This is a genomic window from Methylophilus luteus, from assembly GCF_042676265.1.
Taxonomy (GTDB): Bacteria; Pseudomonadota; Gammaproteobacteria; order Burkholderiales; family Methylophilaceae; genus Methylophilus; species Methylophilus luteus.
In genome coordinates, this window is the sequence record NZ_JBHTKB010000001.1 from 385,908 (window position 1) to 404,732 (window position 18,825).

Genomic DNA, 18,825 nt, shown 5'->3' on the forward strand with positions numbered 1-18,825 from the left:
CGCAATGGTTTTGCCCTCTATGCTATCAACCCATCAGGTCAGGGATAAGATGGCCCAGCTTGGTCGATTTGGTTTGCAGGTATTTCAGGTTTTCCAGGGTAGGCTCGGTCAGCAAAGGCACCTGCTGATGCACAGTGATGCCCAGCGCTTCCAGCGCGGACTTTTTGCCCAGGTTGTTGGTCAGCAGGCGCACAGAAGCGATCTCGAAAAACGACAGCATCTCAGAAGCCGCTTCGTAGCTGCGGCTATCTACCGGCAGGCCAAGCGCTTCATTGGCTTCTACCGTATCCAGCCCCTGGTCTTGCAGGGCATAGGCGCGCATCTTGTTACTCAGGCCTATGCCGCGCCCTTCGTGGTTTTTCAGGTATAACACCAGCCCGTGGCCGTGTTCCTGTATCAGCCGTTGCGCGTGATGTAATTGTTCGCCGCAATCGCAACGGGTAGAGGCGAACACATCGCCGGTCAGGCATTCGGAATGTACGCGCACCAGCGGGTTTTGTGAACGTGTGATGTCGCCGCAGGTCAGTGCAATATGTTCTACATCGGTACGCTGGTCTTGGAACACGTGCAGATCAAAATCGCCATACTGCGTAGGCAGCCTGGCGCTGGAACTATGGGTTAGAAATTGCATGTTTTTAACTGGCAGAATAGTTTAAATCTTCAATGCGTTATTGTAGCGTTTACATGCACTTGTGTATGTTTTTTTTGCGCTGAAACAGCAACCAAACAAGAGGGCGGCAGTGACTATTCAGCTTGGTTTAAGCCTATTACTGTTACACTTTTAGCCATGATGAATGCTGACCATACTGGATTGAGTAACAATAAGCGCAAGTTTTCGACCAGCGCCCGCCGCCTGCTGCTAGCGGTTTGCCTGCTGCTGGGTGTAGTGGCTAGCGGCTGGTTAATGCCACGGGCCGGCTCAGGCGAAAGCCCGGCCAGTGCCGGGCAACTCTCGGCCAAAGGCCAGATTTTAAGCCTGGAAAAGATATCCAGACTGGCCAAGTCATATAAACCCGGTGAGATACTGGAAGTGGAGCTAGAGAAAAAACATGGCCGTTATGTCTACGAGGTGGAGATACTGGATACGCGTAGCCAGGTGTGGGAGCTGAAGCTGGATGCCAGAACCGGCCAGCTGCTTAAAATGGAACTGGATGACTGATGCGGCTGTTGCTGGTGGAAGATGATGCTTTGCTGGGCGCCAGCCTGCAACAGTCGCTGAAAGCGGCCGGTTATGCCAGCGACTGGATACAGCAGGGTGACGAGGCCAGCGTGCAAGGCAGCCTGGAACCGTATGATGTGGCTATCTTGGACCTGGGCTTGCCGGGGTTGCCCGGCCTGCAGGTGCTGGCAGCCTGGCGCGCGCTGGGTCTGAGTATGCCGGTGATCGTGTTGACTGCCCGCAGTCACTGGCAGGAGAAAGTGGAAGCCTTCAACTTGGGCGCCGATGATTATGTCACCAAGCCCTTTCATATCGAAGAGCTGCTGGCGCGACTCAGTGCCGTGCATAAACGCAGCATAGGCATAGTCAGCGGTGATCTTGCCGCGCATGGCTTGCGCCTGGATGAACACACGCAAACTATCTGGCTGGGGGCGCAGTCTTTTGAGCTGACCGGCACCGAGTTCCGTTTGTTACGCTATTTCATGCTGCATCCTGGGCGCATACTTTCCAAAAGCGAGCTGACCGAGCATGTGTATGCCTATGATGCTGACAAAGACAGCAATGTGATAGAAGTGTATGTGAATCGCCTGCGCCAGAAGATAGGGGTAGACAAGATACAGACCAGGCGCGGGCAGGGTTATGTGTTTGGCAGCCGCGAGCCTGAAAGGTCACGCGCATGAAATCGTTACGCCGGCAGCTTTCACTTGGCCTGACGCTGAGCCTGGTGGGCCTACTCACCTTGCAGTGGGCAGTGGTGACATTCACCATAGACCATCTGATACAGTCGCAGATGACTGAGCGCATGCAGCAGGAGGCAGAAGGTCTGCTGGCCGGCGTGACGGTCAATGCGCGCGGCCAGCCGCTACTGGAACAGCGCCTGGTCACTGCCAGCTACCAGCGCCCTTTTTCCGGACGCTATTTTGTGCTGATAACTGATGAGTCACATAAGCTGCAGTCGCGTTCAGCCTGGGATGTAGTTCTGCCGGTCACACCGCTGGCGGTAGGTGAGCAGCAGGTGTCGCATATCAGCGGCCCGGAAGATCAGCCTTTATTGCTATTGGGCCACGGTTATCGCAAACAGCAGCGCAATATCACCATCTATATCGCTGAAAGCCTGGACGAGTTGCAACACAGTTTGCGCGTTTTCCATGGTGTTTATGGCGTACTGTCGTTGCTGGGCCTGCTGGCGCTGCTGGCTTTGCAGCGCTGGATAGTGCTGAACAGCCTGCATCCCTTACAGGAGATCAAAGACAATCTGGCGCATGTCGCCAGTGGTGAATTGCAGCAGATCAATGCGCGTGGTCCGGCAGAAGTGATGCCGCTGGTGAATGAGTTTAACCGCATTTTGAAAAGCGCTAGCCAGAAAAGCAAGCGTTCGCGCCTTTCCATAGGCAATCTCGCCCATGCACTCAAAACCCGGCTGGCGCATCTGCAATTGCTGTTTGATAGCGAAGCCAGGATAGGCATCACCCAGCTGCGGCAAGCGATGAAAGCCTGCGCCGAAGAGATACATCACGATGTGGAGCGTGAGCTCAAACGCGCGCGGCTGATGGGCGATGTCTACAGCAGCCAGCAGACCGACCTCGAGATAGAAGTGCCAAAATTAGTGTCTACCCTGCAAAAGATCTACAGCGAAAAACAGGTGGCCTTCGCCTGGCAGCACGACGCTCACACCAAGCTGATGCTGGACCGCGAAGACATGCTGGAACTGCTGGGCAACCTGCTCGATAACGCCTTCAAATGGTGTAGAGGCCAGGTGCAGTTACATATCCAGGCCGAGTTGAATGGCAACGGTCAGCATTGCATCAGCATAGTGGTCGAAGATGACGGCCCCGGCAGCAACGCGCCGGAACTGGACAGCCTGTTGCAGCGCGGCATGCGCATGGATGAATCTAAACCTGGCAGTGGATTGGGCCTGGCCATAGTGCAGGATATCGTGCAGCATTACCATGGCAGCATAGCGCTGGACCATTCTGCGCGGCTGGGCGGTTTGCGTATCCAACTGCGCCTGATCCCTGCATGAATAGGCCACAGAGGCTAAAGACTAAAGACTAGCCCCCAGCCCCCAATATGCACATCAGAACCAGTCGCGGTTGATGCTGTTCACTTTACCGGTTTTGGCGTCGATATAGACTTCCCATTCCGCGCCATTGGCATCTACGATCTCCACTTCGTAATCCCAGCCGGATTTGAACTTGCGGCGTTCCAGTTCTACTTCTTTGACCACCCCTGGTTTAGCCGCTAACGCTTTATTTTGCGCCTCTTCCCAGGTAATAAAGCCGAAAGCTTTGGCGGTTTCAGTCATTTTCTGAATATCGTCGCCGTCATCATCTGCCAGCGCAGGCTGGCTGGCCAGCACGCTGCAAAGCAGGCTGAGCATCAAGACACGGCTGGATATTTGTATAAAGTTGTTCATCGTGATCTCCAAATTTAAGTGTTGAATCATCACGATAGTCTGCCAGCCTTAATTCACGCTGAATTTTTTCTAGGGGCAGGGTAAGGGCAGGGGCTAGCCTCTAGACTCAAGCCTCTGGGATTATGGAGTATGCGCATTCATGCCTGGCAGGTGCAGGCTGGGTTGGTGCATTTTCAGCTGATTGAATAGCCAGCGGGTTTCCAGCAGGTTCCACACGCGCAGCATGGCTTCCATATGGTCAAAAGGCTTGGTCAGAAAGTCTTTGGCACCCAGCGCCAGCGCTTTGCGGCGGGTGGCGATAGTGGCATCTGCAGTCAACACCAATACCGGTAAGAAATCATGCGGGCCTACATGGTGCGACAGCTGGTCCAGCACGGCAAAGCCGTCCAGCACCGGCATCATCAGGTCGAGCAGGATCAGGTCAGGCTGAAAGGCGTTGACCAGGTCCATGGTTTTGGTCGGGTCTGTCGTGCTGATCACCTGTTCAAAGCCTTCTTTGGTCAGCAACTCTTCGAGCAGCCGCAGGTTGGCTTCGGCATCGTCTATGATCAGGATCTTGGAGGCGCGTAGTTGTTCAATATTCATGGCGTTCTATACTCATGGTCCGGGTTCTGGCAGTATTTTCAGCAGCAACTGGTTAAAGCTGGCGACATTCAACGGCTTGGTGAAATAATGGGTGATGCCGAGTTCGTTCAGGCGCTGCATGGTCTCCGGCAAGGCATCGGCACTCAATATGACCAGCGGTATCTCGCGCAGGTCATCCCGCCGTGACTGGATATGCTGGATCAGCGACTCACCCGAGCCATCCGGCAGGTTGAGGTCGAGTAACAACATGTCAGGCGTCATGTCACGCAGCCAGACCATACTTTCCTGCAGGCTGGCAGCGATATGCAGCTTGATATGCCTGTGCTTGGTCATAATGGCTTGCATCAGGGCCTGGTTGCTGGGGTTGTCTTCCGCGTACAGGATATGGCGTTTACGCGCGGTCGCGGTGGCCGACCCCTGTATATCTGCTGTGATGGCAGATTCGGCTGCTGCCTGTGTCTGCAGGTCTTCCTCGCTGGCTGGCAGGCTGAACCAGAACATGCTTTTATCTTCTGCCACGCCTATCTGGCCGCCCATGGCGTCCAGCAGCTGCTTACTCAGCACCAGCCCGAGGCCGGTGCCTTCGGTCACCGTGCGTTCTGCGCCCAGGCGGTCAAACGGCGTGAACAGGCGCGAGCGTAGTTCTGCCGCTATGCCCGCACCCTGATCCTGCACCTCGACCCGGATTTGGCCTTGCTGGCGATAGGCGCTGACGGTGACTGTGGTGTTTTCCGGGCCATATTTGAGCGCATTGGCTAACAGGTTAAGTATTACCTGCAGCAGGCGTTGCCGGTCGGCCCGCACTTTCAGGTCTGGTTCAAAGCGGGTCACTATGCTCATGTCGCGCACTTTTTCCAGTGGCTTGAGGTAATGGTAGGCTTCTTCCAGCAAAGGGTTGAGCGCGATCACCTCCATAGACATGCCGATATCACCGCTTTCTATACGTGAGATATCCAGCACCTCATTGATCAGTTTGAGCAGGTGCTGGCCGGCATTGTGGATCAGGGTGGCACTGTCTTTCTGGCGGCCATCCGGCAGGTCATTTTCCAGTATCTGCGCAAAGCCGAGGATAGCGTTGAGCGGTGTGCGCAACTCGTGGCTGGTGCGCGACAGGAAATTGCTTTTGGCGGCGCTGGCTTCTTCGGCTTCTACGCGTGCCAGGTGTGCTTCCTGCGCACTTTTTTTCAATAACTGTGAGGCATGCTCCAGCTCCATGGTCAGTTCGCCCAGTTCATCCTGGCTGATACTGGGCAGAGCCAGCGGCTCACTTTTCACCAGGTGGATGGCGCTGTCACGTATGGTCCTGACCCGCGCCACTATGGTCTGGGTGAACACCCATACGCCCAGCAGCGAGCCAAATACGCCGGCAATCACTGCCATCAGGGTGATACGCAGGTTACGTTTGCGCTCATAAATGACTTCTTTTTTATCCTGGTCTACGATGCGTGACTCGCGCAAGCTCATCTGGTCCAGATGGGCACGCAACTGGTTGAGCGCCGCCCCCTGCGAGCTGAATTTGCGTATCAGTTCTTCGTTGGCTTCTTTCTCGGTATTGCTGGCCAGCGCGGCCAGGTCGTTGAGGTTTTTCTGTACCAGCGGGTGTATCACCAGTAAAAGTTTCTGCTGTGCCTGGTCATCCAGCCGCAGCTCCAGTGAATTCAGCAACTGCGGCATGGCCTGCTTGGCACTTTCATACCCGGACAGGAACTGGCTGTTATCGGTGAGCAGGTAATCGCGCACCCCGGTGGAAGCTTCGAGTAACTGGGTTTGCAGGGTCTGGATATCCTGCTGTATCTGCAAGGCATTCTGCACGCGTCGCTCCAGCAGGGCGGCCTGTTGCTCACTTTCAAAGATCAGCGCCAGCGAAGCCAGCAAAACTGTCAACGGCAGGGTGTTGAGGATGATGCCCTTGATGGTCAAAGGCGCGTCTTGCCACAATTGGTTAAGGTAACTGAAGATCTGCAGGTGACGGAAAGGCATGTCAGTGATCACAATCCATCGCTTTTAAACCCGGCTTCTACAGCCTTGACGGCGGCCTGGGTGCGGTCATTCAGATCCAGCTTGCTGAGTATGCGTTCGATATGGATCTTGACCGTACCGGGCGAGATGCCGAGTTTGGCGGCCAACAGGGCATTACTGGCGCCGGAAGGTAATAACGCAAATACCTCGCGCTCGCGCGGCGTCAGTTTTTGCATATAGCTATCATCGATCACGCTGCTGGCCTGGGCCTGGCCATACAAGGCAAAACCCAGCATGCCGCACAGGCTATATAAGATCTGCAAACTGTTCTGGCTCAAGGGGTTGCCGGTGATCAGCGCCAGCAGGCCGACTGCACGTTGCTGGCAGGCGATAGGCAGCTGGTAGCAATGGATATTCGCCTCTACAGTCGTGGGTAATGTCCACAGGCTGGGCACATATTGCGCATGCACTTCAAACCGCACAGGCTCTTTCAACCATTGGCCGAGTGCGCCCAGCATGGGTATGCGCGCGCCGACCGGGAAGCTCTTGCCGCGCTGTGCCAGTATCTTGAGCGCGCCGCCATGTTGCTGGCTGATCAGGCCATGCTGGGCACCGAATTGCAGGCAGATCTCATCGAGCAGCCACTGCAGTAGCTCGGTAGACCAGCCGGAAACGAAGAGTTGCTGGCCGAATTTTTCAAACAGTTTGTCCTGCGCCATCTGCGCCTGATTCTGTTTGAGAGCGCTGCGCAGGGCAAATGCGCTCTCGGCTGCTGGGGTGGGGCTGTCATTCGGCATATGCCGTTAAGTATATACCGAACTACCTATATCGGTAGATTTTTTGTTGCCATAGCAGGTGCAAAATGCGAACCATGATGAATCAGTTAAAACCCAAACGAATTTTGAATGTCGAACAAACAATGAAAAGGAGAAACAACATGCGTAACGTATATGCTGCAGTATTAATGGTATTTGGTCTGGTGGCTGTTTTGCCAGTACATGCACAGGATGAAGAAGTGGCCGTAGAGACTAAAGTGCATCACCAGCAATTCCTGAGCAAACGCCCTTACCAGGCACCAGTGGTGGTGGCGAACAAGGCTGATGCTGAACAAGGCTGGGTGGGTGCTTCTATGACCGCTGGTCAGGAGCAGAAAGAAAAACACCTGCAATTATTGAGAATGCACTCTATCGGTAAGCGTCCGCTGTAGTCAGAGTCGCGTAAGGTTGCTGGCACATAATGTTGCCAGCCCTTATGCAGGATGCACGAAGGCTGCTTCAAAGATCAAATGATAAAGGAGTATGAAATGAGCAGATTATTATTGGTATTATTGGTTTCATTCGGCTTGCAGGCGAATGTTCATGCAGATGAAACACAAACGCAGGATAATGATGTACGTACTTTGCATCACAAGAACTTCAGCAGCCAGCGTCCTTACAGCAAAACACCTGTGGCCAAACAGCAGAGTGCTGAAGATAAATGGGAAGGCGCAGGCATAGTGACTGACAACCCGGACAAAGGGTTTGATAAACATCAGCAACTGCGTTTAAACTTTATCGGCAAGCGTCCTTACGTTGCTGATACACCCAGAGACTGATCGCAAAGCCAGTTCAGTTTTTAAAAGTTCTCATTACCCCGCACGCGTGCGGGGTTTTGTGTATGTGGCATAATTAGAAAATTAATTATAATTAACGATAATAATATAACCAAAAATTGTTTCATTTGTGAAGGAAAACACTATGTCCGCTGCACCATCAAGGTCGAATTTTTTCGACCTGTTTAAGCATTTTAACCGGGACTTGCCGGCTTCTATTGTCGTTTTCTTTGTCGCGCTGCCGCTGTGCCTGGGTATTGCCCTGGCCTCTGGTGCGCCCTTGTTCTCAGGCGTGATCGCCGGCATAGTCGGCGGTATCGTCGTCGGCCTGGCCAGTGGCTCGCAACTGGGCGTCAGTGGGCCGGCAGCTGGCCTGGCTGTGATCGTGATGGCCGCCATCGGCAATCTTGGCTCTTATGAAGTGTTTCTAGCGGCGGTGGTGTTAGCCGGCGTGTTCCAGTTTTTACTGGGGCAGTTCAAGGCCGGTTTCATCGCCTATTTTGTGCCTTCCTCGGTGATCACCGGCATGCTGACCGGTATCGGCTTGCTTATCATCCTCAAGCAGATCCCGCATGCGTTTGGCTACGATGCCGATTATGAAGGTGATGAGTCATTCGATGCGTTTGACGGCCACAATACCTTTAGCGATATCTTGCAGGCATGGGACTTGTTGACGCCAGGCGCGGTGCTGATCGCCGCGGTTTCTTTCGCCATCCTGATTCTGTGGGACACCGTTCTCACTAAAAAACACCGAGTGTTCCAGTTGCTGCAAGGGCCTATCGTGGTGGTGCTGGTCGGTATCCTGTTCAATATCGCCTTTATGCGCGGCTGGTTGAATTTTACCCTGGCAGATGACCAGATCGTCCGTTTGCCGGTAGCCGGCAGCCTGGGTGAGTTCACCAGTTTCTTTACCCACCCGGATTTCAGCCAGATCGCCCAGCCTATGGTGATCAAGACCGCATTGGTGATGGCCATAGTCGCCAGCCTGGAGACTTTGCTCTGCGTAGAAGCCACTGACAAGCTGGATGCATTAAAGCGTGTGACCCCGACCAACCGCGAGCTTAAAGCGCAAGGGCTGGGCAATATCGTGTCCGGCCTGATCGGCGGTTTACCCGTCACCCAGGTGATCGTTCGCAGTAGTGCCAATATCACTTTTGGCGCGCAAACCAAAGTCTCGGCCATTCTGCATGGTTTCTGGTTGCTGTTGAGTGCCATCACCATTGCCAGCTTTCTCAACCTGATCCCGCTGGCCAGCCTGGCGACTATCCTGATCATGGTCGGCTACAAACTGGCTAAACCCAGCCTGTTCAAGCAACAATACGCCCTGGGCTGGGAACAGTTCATTCCGTTTATTGTCACCATAGTGGCCATCGTATTCACCGATCTGCTGACCGGTATAGGCCTGGGTTTAGTGGTCGCGATCTTTTTCACCTTGCACCACAGCTATCGTAACTCGCATTACATCAAGCAGACGCGCACCACTAAAGATGGTCAGGACGTGTACGAACTGGCGCTGGCCGAAGAAGTGTCTTTCTTTAACAAGGCCAGCATCCTCGAAGTACTGGAAGCGATCCCACCGAATAGCAAGGTCATCATCGATTGCACCAACAGCAAAGCGATCGCTTACGATGTGGTGGAGTTCATCCATGGCTACCAGCAACATGCCAAGCTGAAGAACATCACCGTAGAAACCATAGCCTTCAACCCGCCCAAGCATCTGTTAGGTCATTAAGCAGAAGCAGGCAAATTAGCCACAAGCAGGGCCCAGGCGGCCCTGACTATACAATAAATCATTAGAGGATATAGCATGTACAAACATCCATTACTGGACCGTGACAAAATGACGCCGCGTGAGGCGCTGGATATACTGATAGAAGGTAACCGCAGGTTTACTTCAGATGTAGAAGAAGAAAAGGATTTCAAAGCCCTGATACAGATCACCAAGGATAAGCAACACCCGTTTGCTTCTTTCCTCAGTTGCAGCGATTCTCGTGCACCGGTGGAGTTGCTGTTTGATCAGGCGCTGGGTGATATTTTCAGTGTGCGCCTGGCTGGCAATATCGCTTCAGACAAAGCCATGGGCAGCCTGGAATTCGCCAGCAAATACCTGGGCAGCAAGTTGATCGTGGTCATGGGCCATACCTCCTGCGGCGCGGTGAAAGCCGCATGTGATGACTTTAAAGATGGCCATATCGGCGAGATCATCAACCTGATCAAACCGGCGATCCGTCATGAAAAAACCGTGGCCGATGCCGCACAACGTAATTCCAAGAACCCTGACTTTGTTGAAAAGATCAACGAATTGAACGTCAGGTACCAGATAGATACCATCATACGCAGCAGCGATATCGTCGATGACATGATACAAAGCAAGCAGATCGCCATCGTCGGTGCTATCTACGATATCTCTAACGGCAAGGTGAAATTCCTGGATGATACTTACGTCGGCTGATTGAGTCGCAGCGTGTAATAAAAAAGCCGATGTGAACATCGGCTTTTTTTATGCATAGCTTATTTTATTGGTGGCCTTCTTTGGCCAGGTTGATACTGTATTTGGGGATCTCCACCGTTACATCGGCCTCCTGCAGAATAGCCTGGCAGGACAGGCGCGAGAACGGCTGCAAGCCCCAGGCGCGGTCCAGCATATCTTCTTCGTCTTCCTCGATCTCGTTCAGGCTTTTAAAGCCTTCGCGCACCACGACATGGCAAGTGGTACAGGCACAGACACCGCCACAGGCGCTATCGATATCAATATCATGATTATGTAGCGCGTCACAGATAGAAGTGCCTTGCTCAGCCTCTATCACTGCACCTTGCGGGCAGAGTTCAGCGTGCGGGAGTATGGTGATTTTAGGCATATTACAGTTCCAGAGAGTCCAGGTTTTTACCCGCGAGGGCTTTTTGTACAGAGGCGTCCATGCGTTTGGCCGCAAAGTCCTCTGTCGCTTGATTCAAGGCTTCAGTGCCATGTTTGATGGCCAGGCTATCGCTGCCCTGGCACAAGCTGTGCAAGGCATCCAGATGCGCCTGTATGCTGTCACGCTCAGCTTGCGTGAGCAAGGTGGCGCCATCTTCAGCCAGCGCCGCCTGTATCGCTTCTATCAGGCGTTGGGCGTCTACCGTGGCTTCACGCAGCATGCGTGCGGCCTTGTCACTTTCGGCGGCACCGAACGAATCCCTGAGCATGCTGGTGATCTGGTCTTCGTTGAGGCCATAAGAAGGCTTGACCGTGATATTTGCTTCAACGCCGCTGGTCTGCTCGCGCGCACTGACAGAAAGCAGGCCGTCAGCATCAACCTGGAAAGTCACGCGTATGCGCGCGGCACCGGCAGCCATGGCCGGGATGCCACGCAACTCAAAGCGCGCCAGTGACCTGCAGTCGGCGACCAGTTCACGTTCGCCTTGCACCACGTGTATCGCCATCGCGGTCTGGCCATCTTTATAAGTGGTGAAATCCTGCGCGCGGGCGATAGGCAGTGTAGAGTTACGTGGAATGACTTTTTCCACCAGTCCACCCATGGTTTCCAGTCCCAGTGACAACGGCGTCACATCCAGCAGCAATAGATCTTCTTCAGTGCGGTTGCCGGCCAGCACATTGGCCTGTATCGCGGCACCCAGGGCAACGACTTTATCCGGGTCCAGATTGGTCAGCGGTTCCTGCTGAAAGAATGCCTGCACTGCATGACGGATATGCGGCATGCGTGTCGCCCCGCCTACCAGCACCACGCCATTGATCTCTTGCACGCTCAGGCCGGCATCGCGCATGGCTTTGCGGGTAGGGCTCAAGGTCTTGCTGACCAGGTTGTCGGTCAGGCTGATAAATTGGGTCACGGTCAGCGTTTCATCAACCAGTGCACCATTGCTGAGTTTGCACAGGATATTCGCTTCATGGTTGTCGGTCAGCCATTCTTTGGCCTGGCGCGATTTGGTCAACAGCAAGCGCGTGTCGGCTTCAGTCAGCGGCTTGAAGTCTTGCGTCTTGCTGCGCACCTGGTCCAGCAGCCAGCAATAGATCCTATGATCGAAATCATCACCGCCCAGCGCTGAGTCACCATTGGTGGCGAGCACTTCAAAGATGCCTTTGCTCAGGCGCAGGATAGAGATATCGAAAGTGCCACCGCCCAGGTCATAGATCACATAAATACCTTCGGCGGCATTATCCAGGCCATAGGCGACCGCAGCCGCGGTGGGCTCGTTGAGCAAACGTAATACATTGAGGCCGGCCAGCCTGGCGGCGTCTTTGGTCGCCTGGCGTTGCGCATCGTCAAAATAAGCCGGTACCGTGACGACCACGCCGGTGAGTTCGCCGCCCAGGGCTTTCTCGGCGCGCAGTTTCAACGCTTTCAGGATATCTGCCGAAATCTCTACCGGGCTTTTCAGGCCGGCGCGGGTTTTCAGCTCCAGTATGCCTTGCGAAGAAGCATTCTCGACAAAATGGTAAGGGATATGCGCCCTGTCGGTGATATCGTTTAAAGCACGGCCCATAAAGCGTTTGACCGAGACTATGGTGTTGACCGGGTCCTGGCTTTGCGCCGCTTGTGCCTCGTGGCCGACGATGACAGCGTCCTCCAGGTAACGCACCACGGAAGGCAGCAGGGCATGACCATGTTCATCATGCAGCACCGTACTCATGCCGCTGCGTACCGTCGCCACCAGCGAGTTGGTCGTGCCCAGGTCTATGCCTGCCGCCAGCTTGTGCTGGTGCGGGGCAGGGGACATACCTGGTTCGGAGATCTGTAATAAGGCCATGAAACTTAATCTTCCAACTGAGCGATCAATGCATGCACATCACCACTCACTTTATCAATAAACTGCAGTTTGCGGACTGTCATGGCTGCCTGTTCGGGCGCCTGGGTGATCTGGTCGGCCACTTGCTGTTGCAGGGCTAGCGCTTGTGCTTTCATCTCTGCCAGCAGCGCATCCAGCGCGGCTATGTCTTTGGCAGACCTGGCGTCGTCCATCGCTTCGCGCCATTCCATTTGCGCCATGAGGAAATCAGCCGGCATGGCGGTGTTGTTCTCTTCGTCAGTCGCGACGCCTGCCAGTTGCAATAAATACCTGGCGCGCGCAGTCGGCTGTTTCAGCGTCTGGTAAGCTTCATTGGCTAAAGTGGCCAGTTGCATGGACTGCATGCGCTCTGCAGCAGAACCATTCACAAACTTGTCCGGATGCACTTCGGCCAGCAATTTACGGTAGTTAGTATCCAGCGTTGCCGGCGCTATATTGAACTGCTGTGGCAGCTGGAATAAGGCAAAGTAATTTTGCATGGTTAGCAGCGTAAGCAAAAAGGATTATGCAAAATCTAGTGCAGGGGCAGGCCAGGCGAGCGGTGAAAGCAGCAACTCAGCACACGGCCTAAACCGTGAATGACTCGCCGCAACCACACTCGTCTTTCACATTCGGGTTGTTGAACTTGAAACCTTCGTTCAAGCCTTCCTTGGTGAAATCCAGCTCGGTGCCATCGATATACACCAGGCTTTTCGGGTCGACGATCACTTTCACCCCATAGCTTTCAAACATGCTGTCTTCCGGCTGCATGTCATCGACAAATTCCAGTGTGTAAGCCATGCCGGAACAGCCGGTGGTTTTCACGCCCAGGCGTAGACCTATCCCTTTGCCACGGTTGGCCAGGAATTTTTCTACGCGTTGAGCTGCAGTTTCTGTCAGGGTAATCGCCATCTTATTTGCCTTGTTTGGATTTCAGGTCAGCAATCGCAGATTTAATTGCATCTTCTGCCAGCACTGAGCAGTGGATCTTGACCGGCGGCAGCGCCAACTCTTCAGCAATCGCTGAATTCTTGATTTCCTGCGCCTGGTCCAGCGTCTTGCCTTTTAACCATTCGGTGACCAGTGAGCTCGATGCGATCGCCGAACCGCAACCATAGGTCTTGAACTTGGCATCTTCGATCACGCCAGCCGTATTGACCTTGATCTGCAGTTTCATCACGTCGCCGCATGCCGGAGCACCCACCATGCCGGTGCCTACTGTAGGGTCGTTCTTATCCAGGGAACCAACGTTACGTGGGTTTTCGTAGTGGTCCAGTACCTTGTCGCTATAAGCCATTTCACACTCCTTTAAAATTAAAATGCTGTACAAACTCTGCGTTGGTTAAGCTTGCCGTACTAAACGTACTTTTTGCGCCTCACCGCCTTGATTTTGTTTCGCTTTTTAATTTTTGGTTAAACTTCTATTCTTTAACAAATTGAAGATCTGACTGTCTGGCAAGGCGGAGGATAGCGCCGTTTAGTTTTTCTAAACAAGCTATCTGACAACGCCGCCAGGCGGTCAAAGATCAATTTTTATTTTGTAAAATCGTCGATTTGCTGTGCTGACTAGGCAGAGGTAAGCGACGTTTAGTAAATCTAAATGAGCTTGCCGATAACACCGTCAGCGCAGCAAAGAACGATTTTAATGTTCTGCCCATTCTACTTTGGACAAATCAATGCCATCTTTGAACATCTCCCATAATGGGGAAAGTTCACGTAATTTGCCTATCTTGCTCTTCAACAGGTCTATGGTGTAATCAACATCGGCTTCGGTAGTGAAACGGCCTATGCTGAAACGGATAGAGCTATGTGCCAGCTCATCTGAGCGACCCAGGGCACGCAAGACGTAGCTGGGTTCCAGACTGGCTGAAGTACACGCAGAACCGGATGACACCGCGATGTCTTTGATCGCCATGATCAGTGATTCGCCTTCAACAAAGTTGAAGCTGACGTTAAGGTTATGCGGTACGCGGTTGTCCAGGTCACCGTTGACATATGTTTCTTCTATATCCAGCAGGCCGTGCAGCAGGCGGTCACGCAAGATGCGGATACGCTCATTCTCACTGGCCATTTCTTCGCGTGCGATGCGGAAAGCTTCGCCCATGCCGGCGATCTGGTGTGTCGCCAGCGTGCCGGAACGCATGCCGCGCTCATGACCGCCGCCGTGCATTTGCGCTTCGATACGGATACGCGGCTTGCGGCGTACATAAAGTGCACCTACACCTTTAGGGCCATAGGTTTTGTGCGCAGAAAAACTCATCAGGTCGACTGGCAGTTTTTCCAGATCTATCACCACTTTACCGGTCGCTTGCGCGGCGTCGACGTGGAAGATCACATTGTTGGCACGGCAGATATCACCCAGTGCTGTGATATCCTGGATCACGCCGATCTCGTTGTTCACCAGCATGATGGAAGCCAGCACGGTGTCAGGGCGGATAGCGGCCTTGAAAGTCTCGATATTGATCAGGCCATCAGCTTCAGGTTGCAGATAGGTCGCTTCGTAACCTTCGCGTTCAAGTTCACGCACGGTATCCAGCACCGCTTTGTGTTCAGTGGCTGCCGTGATGATGTGCTTGCCTTTGCCAGCAGCATAAAAGTGGGCAGCGCCTTTGATGGCCAGGTTGTTAGATTCGGTCGCGCCTGAGGTCCACACGATCTCGCGTGGGTCGGCATTCACCAGTTTGGCGACTTCTTCACGTGCGTTTTCAACCGCTTTTTCGGCTGTCCAGCCATATGGGTGGCTGCGTGAAGCAGGGTTGCCGTAGTCTTCGGTCAAAAATGGGATCATGATCTTCGCAACACGCGGGTCTACCGGTGTGGTCGCAGAGTAATCCAGGTATATCGGCTTTCTATCAGACATGTTTCATGCTCTTTCAATAAAAATCTTATGCCGCAACGGCACTTAATCCTTTTAAGCGTTTCACTTCCTGTTGCAACGCTTTTAAAAATCCCTGTATTTCAGCTTCGCTATTGCTGTCACTGACACTGACGCGCACTGCACCGCGTGCGAGGTCTGCTTCTACACCCATCGCCAGTAATACATGGCTGGGTTCTGTGCTGTCACTGGAGCAGGCGGAACCGCTTGCCACGGCAAAACCGGCTTTATCCAGTGCCGTCACCAGTGTTTCACCCTCGATATTGGGGATGGCAAAAAAACTGGTGTTAGGCAACCTGCTGGCCTGCTGGCCAAACATGGTCGCACCCAAGGTCTGCAAACCTGTTTCAAGCTGACCACGTAAACTAGTTTGGGTCGCGCTACGCGTTTTCAATGTCTCAACGGCCAGTTTGCATGCTGCGGCAAAGCCTACGATACCAGCCACATTTTCAGTGCCACTGCGCAGGCCGCGCTCCTGGCCACCACCATGTAACAGCGGGGCGATATCCACGCGCTTATCCAGTATCAGTGCACCTACACCCACCGGGCCGCCTATCTTGTGGCTGGAGATGGTCATGGCACTGACACCCAGTGCACAAAAATCCACCTCCAACTTGCCAAACGCCTGCACCGCATCGGTATGGCACAAAGCACCATGCGCTTTTGCCAGTGCCGCGAGTTCGGCAACCGGCTGTAATGCACCGGTCTCGTTGTTGGCCAGCATGACTGAAACCAGGCCGGTGCGGGTCGCTAACTTTTGTTCAGCATCTGCCAGGTCCAGCACACCGTTGGCATCGACCTGCAGCGTTTGTACCTGCCACTGCTGCCAGGCTAAAGCGAGTGCCGGGCGCGATACACAAGGGTGCTCAATAGCACTGACCAGCAATTGCGCAGGCGCCAGGTTGGCCGCTATGCCTTTGATGGCGAAGTTATTGGCTTCGGTACCACCTGAGGTAAACACCACCTGTGATGCTTGCACTCCTACACAGTCTGCGATCTGTTTTCTGGCGGCTTCAACCGCATCGCGTGCGTTGCGGCCATAGACGTGGCGGCTAGTGGCGTTGCCCGCTGTTGCAGTCAACCACGGCAGCATCGCTTGCAAAACCTGAGGTTTCAAAGCGGTCGTGCTGTTGTGGTCGAGATAAACCGTGTTCATGCGTGTTTGATCAGCCTTAAGCTGCAAGCGTGGCTTCAGAACCACATTTACGTGGTGAAAAATGCACGGTACCCGCGCCTTTTTTCTTCTGCATCTCAACCATGTCGGCCAGACTCACGCCAGACAGGTAATCGAGTATCTTGCCATTCAGTGAAGCCCAGAGTTCGTGCGTCATGCAACGGCCTTCGTCATGGCAATCTTCATTGCCGCCACACTGGGTCGCGTCTATCTGCTCATCCACTGCGGTAATAATGTCAGAGACAGAAATCTCGGCATGCGCCTTGGCGATGCGGTAGCCGCCACCGGGGCCACGTACGCTGGAAACCAGGCCTTGCTTGCGCAACCTGCTGAACAACTGTTCCAGGTAGGAGAGGGAAATACTCTGACGTTCGCTGATACCAGCCAATGTGATCGGTTTGTCAGCCTCATAAAGCGCTATGTCCAGCATGGCTGTGACTGCAAAACGTCCTTTAGTGGTTAATCGCATCTATGTAACACCTTTTAAAACAGACTCAAATTGTATAATAACCTACTAATTTAGTCAATTATTACGGGTGAAAAGTTCAACGATTAAATCCTGCTGCAACCCGCGTGTTTACTGGTGTTGGGAATGGTTCTTATTCAGGTTTCTTGGCGAAAGCTTCACCGACACCAGACTCGGTTTCAGCATCACTAAGCTTGGCTAGTTGTGCTTTTAATTCAGCCAGCTCTGCTTCCTGTTTGTGTGCATGGTCGAGCAGGCTATTGATGGCATTGATCATGGGATCATTTTCATCGTTGCCGACCGCATAGGCACTAAAACCCATTTTTTGAGCTGCATTCTGCCGCTGTTTGGTTTTTTCTTCTTCCAGGATACGGGCAGGAATGCCGACCGCTGTCGCCCCTGGGGGCACATCTTTGACCACCACCGCATTGGAGCCTATCTTGGCATTTTTGCCTATGGTGATAGGGCCCAGCACTTTCGCACCAGCACCTATCACCACGCCGGTCTCCAGCGTAGGGTGGCGTTTGCCTTTATTCCAGCTGGTGCCGCCCAGCGTGACGCCGTGATACAAGGTACAGTCATCGCCGATAATGGCGGTTTCGCCTATTACCACGCCCATGCCGTGATCGATAAACACGCGGTGGCCTATCACAGCGCCAGGGTGTATCTCTATGCCGGTGATCCAGCGGCCAAAATGCGAGAGCAGGCGGCCTAACCAGTATAAGCGGTGGGTCCATAGCCAGTGGCTAACGCGGTGTATGATCAGGGCATGTACGCCCGGATAAGTGGTCAGGATCTCAAAATGGGTACGTGCCGCCGGGTCGCGGTCAAACACAATCGAGATATCTTCTTTGAGGTGATCAAACATGCGCGCATTATGCCATAACTTGTTGCCACTACTGCAAAGCCGGCTGTTGGCCGGGTGCAAAGCCGTGCCCGCAACAAACAGGCTGCCAGGGGAGCCACGCGCAACTGTTAACCGGCCGGGCTCGGCCCGATAGCCAAACTTGGGTGGTTAATATTTGTCGTGTTTTTTAGGGTTGACCGACAGCGTCAGTATCCCGCGCAACAGGTTCACCTCTTCTTTTTCCAGCCGGGTGCGGCCGTATAAACGGCGCAGGCGCTCAAACAGTTTTTTCGGTGCACGCGGGTTGATATAGCCTATGTGTTCCAGCACCTCACGCATATGCTCATAAAAGCGTTCCAGCTCATCCTGCGTCGCCAGCTCGGCAGCTTTTTCCTGATAATGCAGTTCACCGGTTGTCAGGGCCATGCGCACTTCATAACTCATGATCTGTACCGCCTGCGCCAGGTTGAGCGAAGTGTATTCCGGGTTGGCGGGAATAGTAGCCAATACATGGCACAGATCGGCTTCAGCATTGCTGAGACCGCTCATCTCGGTGCCGAACACCAGCGCGACCTGACTTTGCACTGCAGTGGTCTTCACCACCTGCGCCGCTTCGCGCACCGTCATCACCTGCTGCGACAGCGAGCGCTCCTTACCGCTGACGCCGATCACAAACTGGCAGTCGGCCAGCGCTTGTTCCAATGTCTGTGTCACCACTGCAGTTTCAAGTACGCCAGCTGCATTCACCGCCAGAGAGGTCGCCTCAGGGTCGGGGAAGTGTTTGGGTCGCACCAGGTAAAGACGGTCCAGCCCCATGGTTTTCATGGCGCGGGCAGTCGAGCCTATGTTGCCGGGATGGCTGGTCTGGCAAAGTACAATACGGATATTATTAAACAGGGTGGTCATGAGTCTGGCTGCTTGAGGTGATGAAACTGAGGCCTAATCATTCAATTCATTTTGTGAACGCATGATTAAACGTTAAAATG

Annotated in this window: 22 protein-coding genes; 7 read left to right on the forward strand and 15 right to left on the reverse strand. The window is 53.8% G+C overall.

Translation table 11 applies throughout. The features are described from left to right. Nucleotides 1–25: 25 nt before the first annotated feature. Nucleotides 26–631, reverse strand: a complete 606-nt coding sequence (ribA, locus tag ACFQ1Z_RS01640) for a GTP cyclohydrolase II (protein ID WP_379054988.1) — start codon at nucleotides 629–631, stop codon at nucleotides 26–28. 156 nt (nucleotides 632–787) lie between these two features. On the opposite strand from ribA, the gene ACFQ1Z_RS01645 reads away from it, so the two are divergent. Genes ACFQ1Z_RS01645 through ACFQ1Z_RS01655 form a run of 3 tightly spaced genes read left to right on the forward strand, consistent with a single transcriptional unit; the run spans nucleotide 788 to nucleotide 3,182 of the window. After that, nucleotides 788–1,159, forward strand: a complete 372-nt coding sequence (locus ACFQ1Z_RS01645) for a PepSY domain-containing protein (RefSeq protein WP_379054990.1) — start codon at nucleotides 788–790, stop codon at nucleotides 1,157–1,159. Then, complete coding sequence (locus ACFQ1Z_RS01650) at nucleotides 1,159–1,839, forward strand: response regulator transcription factor (protein ID WP_379054992.1); 681 nt, start codon at nucleotides 1,159–1,161, stop codon at nucleotides 1,837–1,839. The genes ACFQ1Z_RS01645 and ACFQ1Z_RS01650 overlap by 1 nt, the downstream gene beginning before the upstream one ends. Further along, on the forward strand, nucleotides 1,836–3,182 hold the full coding sequence (locus ACFQ1Z_RS01655; RefSeq protein WP_379054994.1) for a sensor histidine kinase: 1,347 nt from the start codon (nucleotides 1,836–1,838) through the stop codon (nucleotides 3,180–3,182). The genes ACFQ1Z_RS01650 and ACFQ1Z_RS01655 overlap by 4 nt, the downstream gene beginning before the upstream one ends. A gap of 54 nt (nucleotides 3,183–3,236) precedes the next feature. On the opposite strand, the gene ACFQ1Z_RS01660 is transcribed toward ACFQ1Z_RS01655, so the two are convergent. From ACFQ1Z_RS01660 to ACFQ1Z_RS01675, 4 genes are all read right to left on the reverse strand, one after another. Further along, nucleotides 3,237–3,575 carry a PepSY domain-containing protein gene (locus tag ACFQ1Z_RS01660; RefSeq protein ID WP_379054996.1) on the reverse strand — a complete coding sequence of 113 codons (339 nt, stop codon included), beginning with the start codon at nucleotides 3,573–3,575 and terminating at the stop codon, nucleotides 3,237–3,239. 120 nt (nucleotides 3,576–3,695) lie between these two features. Then, nucleotides 3,696–4,160: a response regulator gene (locus tag ACFQ1Z_RS01665; RefSeq protein WP_379054998.1), complete on the reverse strand. Its 465-nt coding sequence runs from the start codon at nucleotides 4,158–4,160 to the stop codon at nucleotides 3,696–3,698. 12 nt (nucleotides 4,161–4,172) lie between these two features. Further along, entirely contained in the window at nucleotides 4,173–6,140 is a 1,968-nt protein-coding gene (locus tag ACFQ1Z_RS01670; protein WP_379057151.1) for a hybrid sensor histidine kinase/response regulator, read from the reverse strand. A gap of 8 nt (nucleotides 6,141–6,148) precedes the next feature. Then, nucleotides 6,149–6,916, reverse strand: a complete 768-nt coding sequence (locus ACFQ1Z_RS01675; RefSeq protein ID WP_379055000.1) for a LuxR C-terminal-related transcriptional regulator — start codon at nucleotides 6,914–6,916, stop codon at nucleotides 6,149–6,151. Nucleotides 6,917–7,056: 140 nt separating this feature from the next. On the opposite strand from ACFQ1Z_RS01675, the gene ACFQ1Z_RS01680 reads away from it, so the two are divergent. The 4 genes from ACFQ1Z_RS01680 to ACFQ1Z_RS01695 all read left to right on the forward strand — a co-directional run bounded on the left by ACFQ1Z_RS01680 (nucleotide 7,057) and on the right by ACFQ1Z_RS01695 (nucleotide 10,162). Next, nucleotides 7,057–7,326: a hypothetical protein gene (locus ACFQ1Z_RS01680; protein ID WP_379055002.1), complete on the forward strand. Its 270-nt coding sequence runs from the start codon at nucleotides 7,057–7,059 to the stop codon at nucleotides 7,324–7,326. A 96-nt stretch (nucleotides 7,327–7,422) separates the two neighbouring features. Continuing rightward, entirely contained in the window at nucleotides 7,423–7,713 is a 291-nt protein-coding gene (locus ACFQ1Z_RS01685) for a hypothetical protein (RefSeq protein WP_379055004.1), read from the forward strand. A gap of 142 nt (nucleotides 7,714–7,855) precedes the next feature. Further along, nucleotides 7,856–9,442, forward strand: coding sequence for a SulP family inorganic anion transporter (locus ACFQ1Z_RS01690; RefSeq protein WP_379055006.1), 1,587 nt, complete (start codon nucleotides 7,856–7,858; stop codon nucleotides 9,440–9,442). A gap of 75 nt (nucleotides 9,443–9,517) precedes the next feature. Next, nucleotides 9,518–10,162, forward strand: a complete 645-nt coding sequence (locus ACFQ1Z_RS01695) for a carbonic anhydrase (RefSeq protein ID WP_379055008.1) — start codon at nucleotides 9,518–9,520, stop codon at nucleotides 10,160–10,162. A gap of 64 nt (nucleotides 10,163–10,226) precedes the next feature. Here the strand turns inward: ACFQ1Z_RS01695 and fdx are convergent, their stop codons facing one another. The 10 genes from fdx to ACFQ1Z_RS01745 all read right to left on the reverse strand — a co-directional run bounded on the left by fdx (nucleotide 10,227) and on the right by ACFQ1Z_RS01745 (nucleotide 18,745). Next, entirely contained in the window at nucleotides 10,227–10,568 is a 342-nt protein-coding gene (fdx, locus tag ACFQ1Z_RS01700) for an ISC system 2Fe-2S type ferredoxin (protein WP_379055010.1), read from the reverse strand. A gap of 1 nt (nucleotide 10,569) precedes the next feature. Next, nucleotides 10,570–12,459: a Fe-S protein assembly chaperone HscA gene (hscA, locus tag ACFQ1Z_RS01705; RefSeq protein WP_379055012.1), complete on the reverse strand. Its 1,890-nt coding sequence runs from the start codon at nucleotides 12,457–12,459 to the stop codon at nucleotides 10,570–10,572. Between the two features lie 5 nt (nucleotides 12,460–12,464). After that, nucleotides 12,465–12,977, reverse strand: coding sequence for a Fe-S protein assembly co-chaperone HscB (hscB, locus tag ACFQ1Z_RS01710; RefSeq protein ID WP_379055014.1), 513 nt, complete (start codon nucleotides 12,975–12,977; stop codon nucleotides 12,465–12,467). Between the two features lie 88 nt (nucleotides 12,978–13,065). Further along, nucleotides 13,066–13,389: an iron-sulfur cluster assembly protein IscA gene (gene iscA, locus ACFQ1Z_RS01715; RefSeq protein WP_379055016.1), complete on the reverse strand. Its 324-nt coding sequence runs from the start codon at nucleotides 13,387–13,389 to the stop codon at nucleotides 13,066–13,068. Nucleotide 13,390: 1 nt separating this feature from the next. Beyond that, nucleotides 13,391–13,774 carry a Fe-S cluster assembly scaffold IscU gene (iscU, locus tag ACFQ1Z_RS01720; RefSeq protein WP_379055018.1) on the reverse strand — a complete coding sequence of 128 codons (384 nt, stop codon included), beginning with the start codon at nucleotides 13,772–13,774 and terminating at the stop codon, nucleotides 13,391–13,393. Between the two features lie 345 nt (nucleotides 13,775–14,119). Next, nucleotides 14,120–15,337 (reverse strand): IscS subfamily cysteine desulfurase, encoded by a 1,218-nt coding sequence (locus tag ACFQ1Z_RS01725; protein WP_379055020.1) that lies wholly within the window; start codon nucleotides 15,335–15,337, stop codon nucleotides 14,120–14,122. 25 nt (nucleotides 15,338–15,362) lie between these two features. Continuing rightward, the gene (locus ACFQ1Z_RS01730) at nucleotides 15,363–16,508 is read right to left on the reverse strand and encodes a cysteine desulfurase family protein (protein WP_379055022.1); all 1,146 of its coding nucleotides are present in this window, start codon (nucleotides 16,506–16,508) and stop codon (nucleotides 15,363–15,365) included. Nucleotides 16,509–16,524: 16 nt separating this feature from the next. Further along, nucleotides 16,525–16,995 carry an Rrf2 family transcriptional regulator gene (locus tag ACFQ1Z_RS01735; protein WP_379055024.1) on the reverse strand — a complete coding sequence of 157 codons (471 nt, stop codon included), beginning with the start codon at nucleotides 16,993–16,995 and terminating at the stop codon, nucleotides 16,525–16,527. Between the two features lie 130 nt (nucleotides 16,996–17,125). Continuing rightward, nucleotides 17,126–17,860 (reverse strand): serine O-acetyltransferase, encoded by a 735-nt coding sequence (gene cysE, locus ACFQ1Z_RS01740; RefSeq protein WP_379055026.1) that lies wholly within the window; start codon nucleotides 17,858–17,860, stop codon nucleotides 17,126–17,128. A gap of 147 nt (nucleotides 17,861–18,007) precedes the next feature. Beyond that, nucleotides 18,008–18,745, reverse strand: coding sequence for an RNA methyltransferase (locus tag ACFQ1Z_RS01745; protein ID WP_379055028.1), 738 nt, complete (start codon nucleotides 18,743–18,745; stop codon nucleotides 18,008–18,010). Nucleotides 18,746–18,825: the final 80 nt, after the last annotated feature.

Excerpts from the sequence above, each read along its gene's own strand:
- ACFQ1Z_RS01650 (WP_379054992.1), top strand. The coding sequence starts at position 1,159 with ATGCGGCTGTTGCTGGTGGAAGATGATGCTTTGCTGGGCGCCAGCCTG.
- ACFQ1Z_RS01685 (WP_379055004.1), top strand. The coding sequence starts at position 7,423 with ATGAGCAGATTATTATTGGTATTATTGGTTTCATTCGGCTTGCAGGCG.
- ACFQ1Z_RS01680 (WP_379055002.1), top strand. The coding sequence starts at position 7,057 with ATGCGTAACGTATATGCTGCAGTATTAATGGTATTTGGTCTGGTGGCT.
- ACFQ1Z_RS01690 (WP_379055006.1), top strand. The coding sequence starts at position 7,856 with ATGTCCGCTGCACCATCAAGGTCGAATTTTTTCGACCTGTTTAAGCAT.
- ACFQ1Z_RS01675 (WP_379055000.1), bottom strand. The coding sequence starts at position 6,916 with ATGCCGAATGACAGCCCCACCCCAGCAGCCGAGAGCGCATTTGCCCTG.
- ACFQ1Z_RS01745 (WP_379055028.1), bottom strand. The coding sequence starts at position 18,745 with ATGACCACCCTGTTTAATAATATCCGTATTGTACTTTGCCAGACCAGC.
- hscA (WP_379055012.1), bottom strand. The coding sequence starts at position 12,459 with ATGGCCTTATTACAGATCTCCGAACCAGGTATGTCCCCTGCCCCGCAC.
- iscU (WP_379055018.1), bottom strand. The coding sequence starts at position 13,774 with ATGGCTTATAGCGACAAGGTACTGGACCACTACGAAAACCCACGTAAC.
- ACFQ1Z_RS01730 (WP_379055022.1), bottom strand. The coding sequence starts at position 16,508 with ATGAACACGGTTTATCTCGACCACAACAGCACGACCGCTTTGAAACCT.
- fdx (WP_379055010.1), bottom strand. The coding sequence starts at position 10,568 with ATGCCTAAAATCACCATACTCCCGCACGCTGAACTCTGCCCGCAAGGT.
- ACFQ1Z_RS01660 (WP_379054996.1), bottom strand. The coding sequence starts at position 3,575 with ATGAACAACTTTATACAAATATCCAGCCGTGTCTTGATGCTCAGCCTG.
- ACFQ1Z_RS01645 (WP_379054990.1), top strand. The coding sequence starts at position 788 with ATGATGAATGCTGACCATACTGGATTGAGTAACAATAAGCGCAAGTTT.
- ribA (WP_379054988.1), bottom strand. The coding sequence starts at position 631 with ATGCAATTTCTAACCCATAGTTCCAGCGCCAGGCTGCCTACGCAGTAT.
- ACFQ1Z_RS01735 (WP_379055024.1), bottom strand. The coding sequence starts at position 16,995 with ATGCGATTAACCACTAAAGGACGTTTTGCAGTCACAGCCATGCTGGAC.
- cysE (WP_379055026.1), bottom strand. The coding sequence starts at position 17,860 with ATGTTTGATCACCTCAAAGAAGATATCTCGATTGTGTTTGACCGCGAC.
- hscB (WP_379055014.1), bottom strand. The coding sequence starts at position 12,977 with ATGCAAAATTACTTTGCCTTATTCCAGCTGCCACAGCAGTTCAATATA.
- iscA (WP_379055016.1), bottom strand. The coding sequence starts at position 13,389 with ATGGCGATTACCCTGACAGAAACTGCAGCTCAACGCGTAGAAAAATTC.
- ACFQ1Z_RS01655 (WP_379054994.1), top strand. The coding sequence starts at position 1,836 with ATGAAATCGTTACGCCGGCAGCTTTCACTTGGCCTGACGCTGAGCCTG.
- ACFQ1Z_RS01670 (WP_379057151.1), bottom strand. The coding sequence starts at position 6,140 with ATGCCTTTCCGTCACCTGCAGATCTTCAGTTACCTTAACCAATTGTGG.
- ACFQ1Z_RS01695 (WP_379055008.1), top strand. The coding sequence starts at position 9,518 with ATGTACAAACATCCATTACTGGACCGTGACAAAATGACGCCGCGTGAG.
- ACFQ1Z_RS01725 (WP_379055020.1), bottom strand. The coding sequence starts at position 15,337 with ATGTCTGATAGAAAGCCGATATACCTGGATTACTCTGCGACCACACCG.
- ACFQ1Z_RS01665 (WP_379054998.1), bottom strand. The coding sequence starts at position 4,160 with ATGAATATTGAACAACTACGCGCCTCCAAGATCCTGATCATAGACGAT.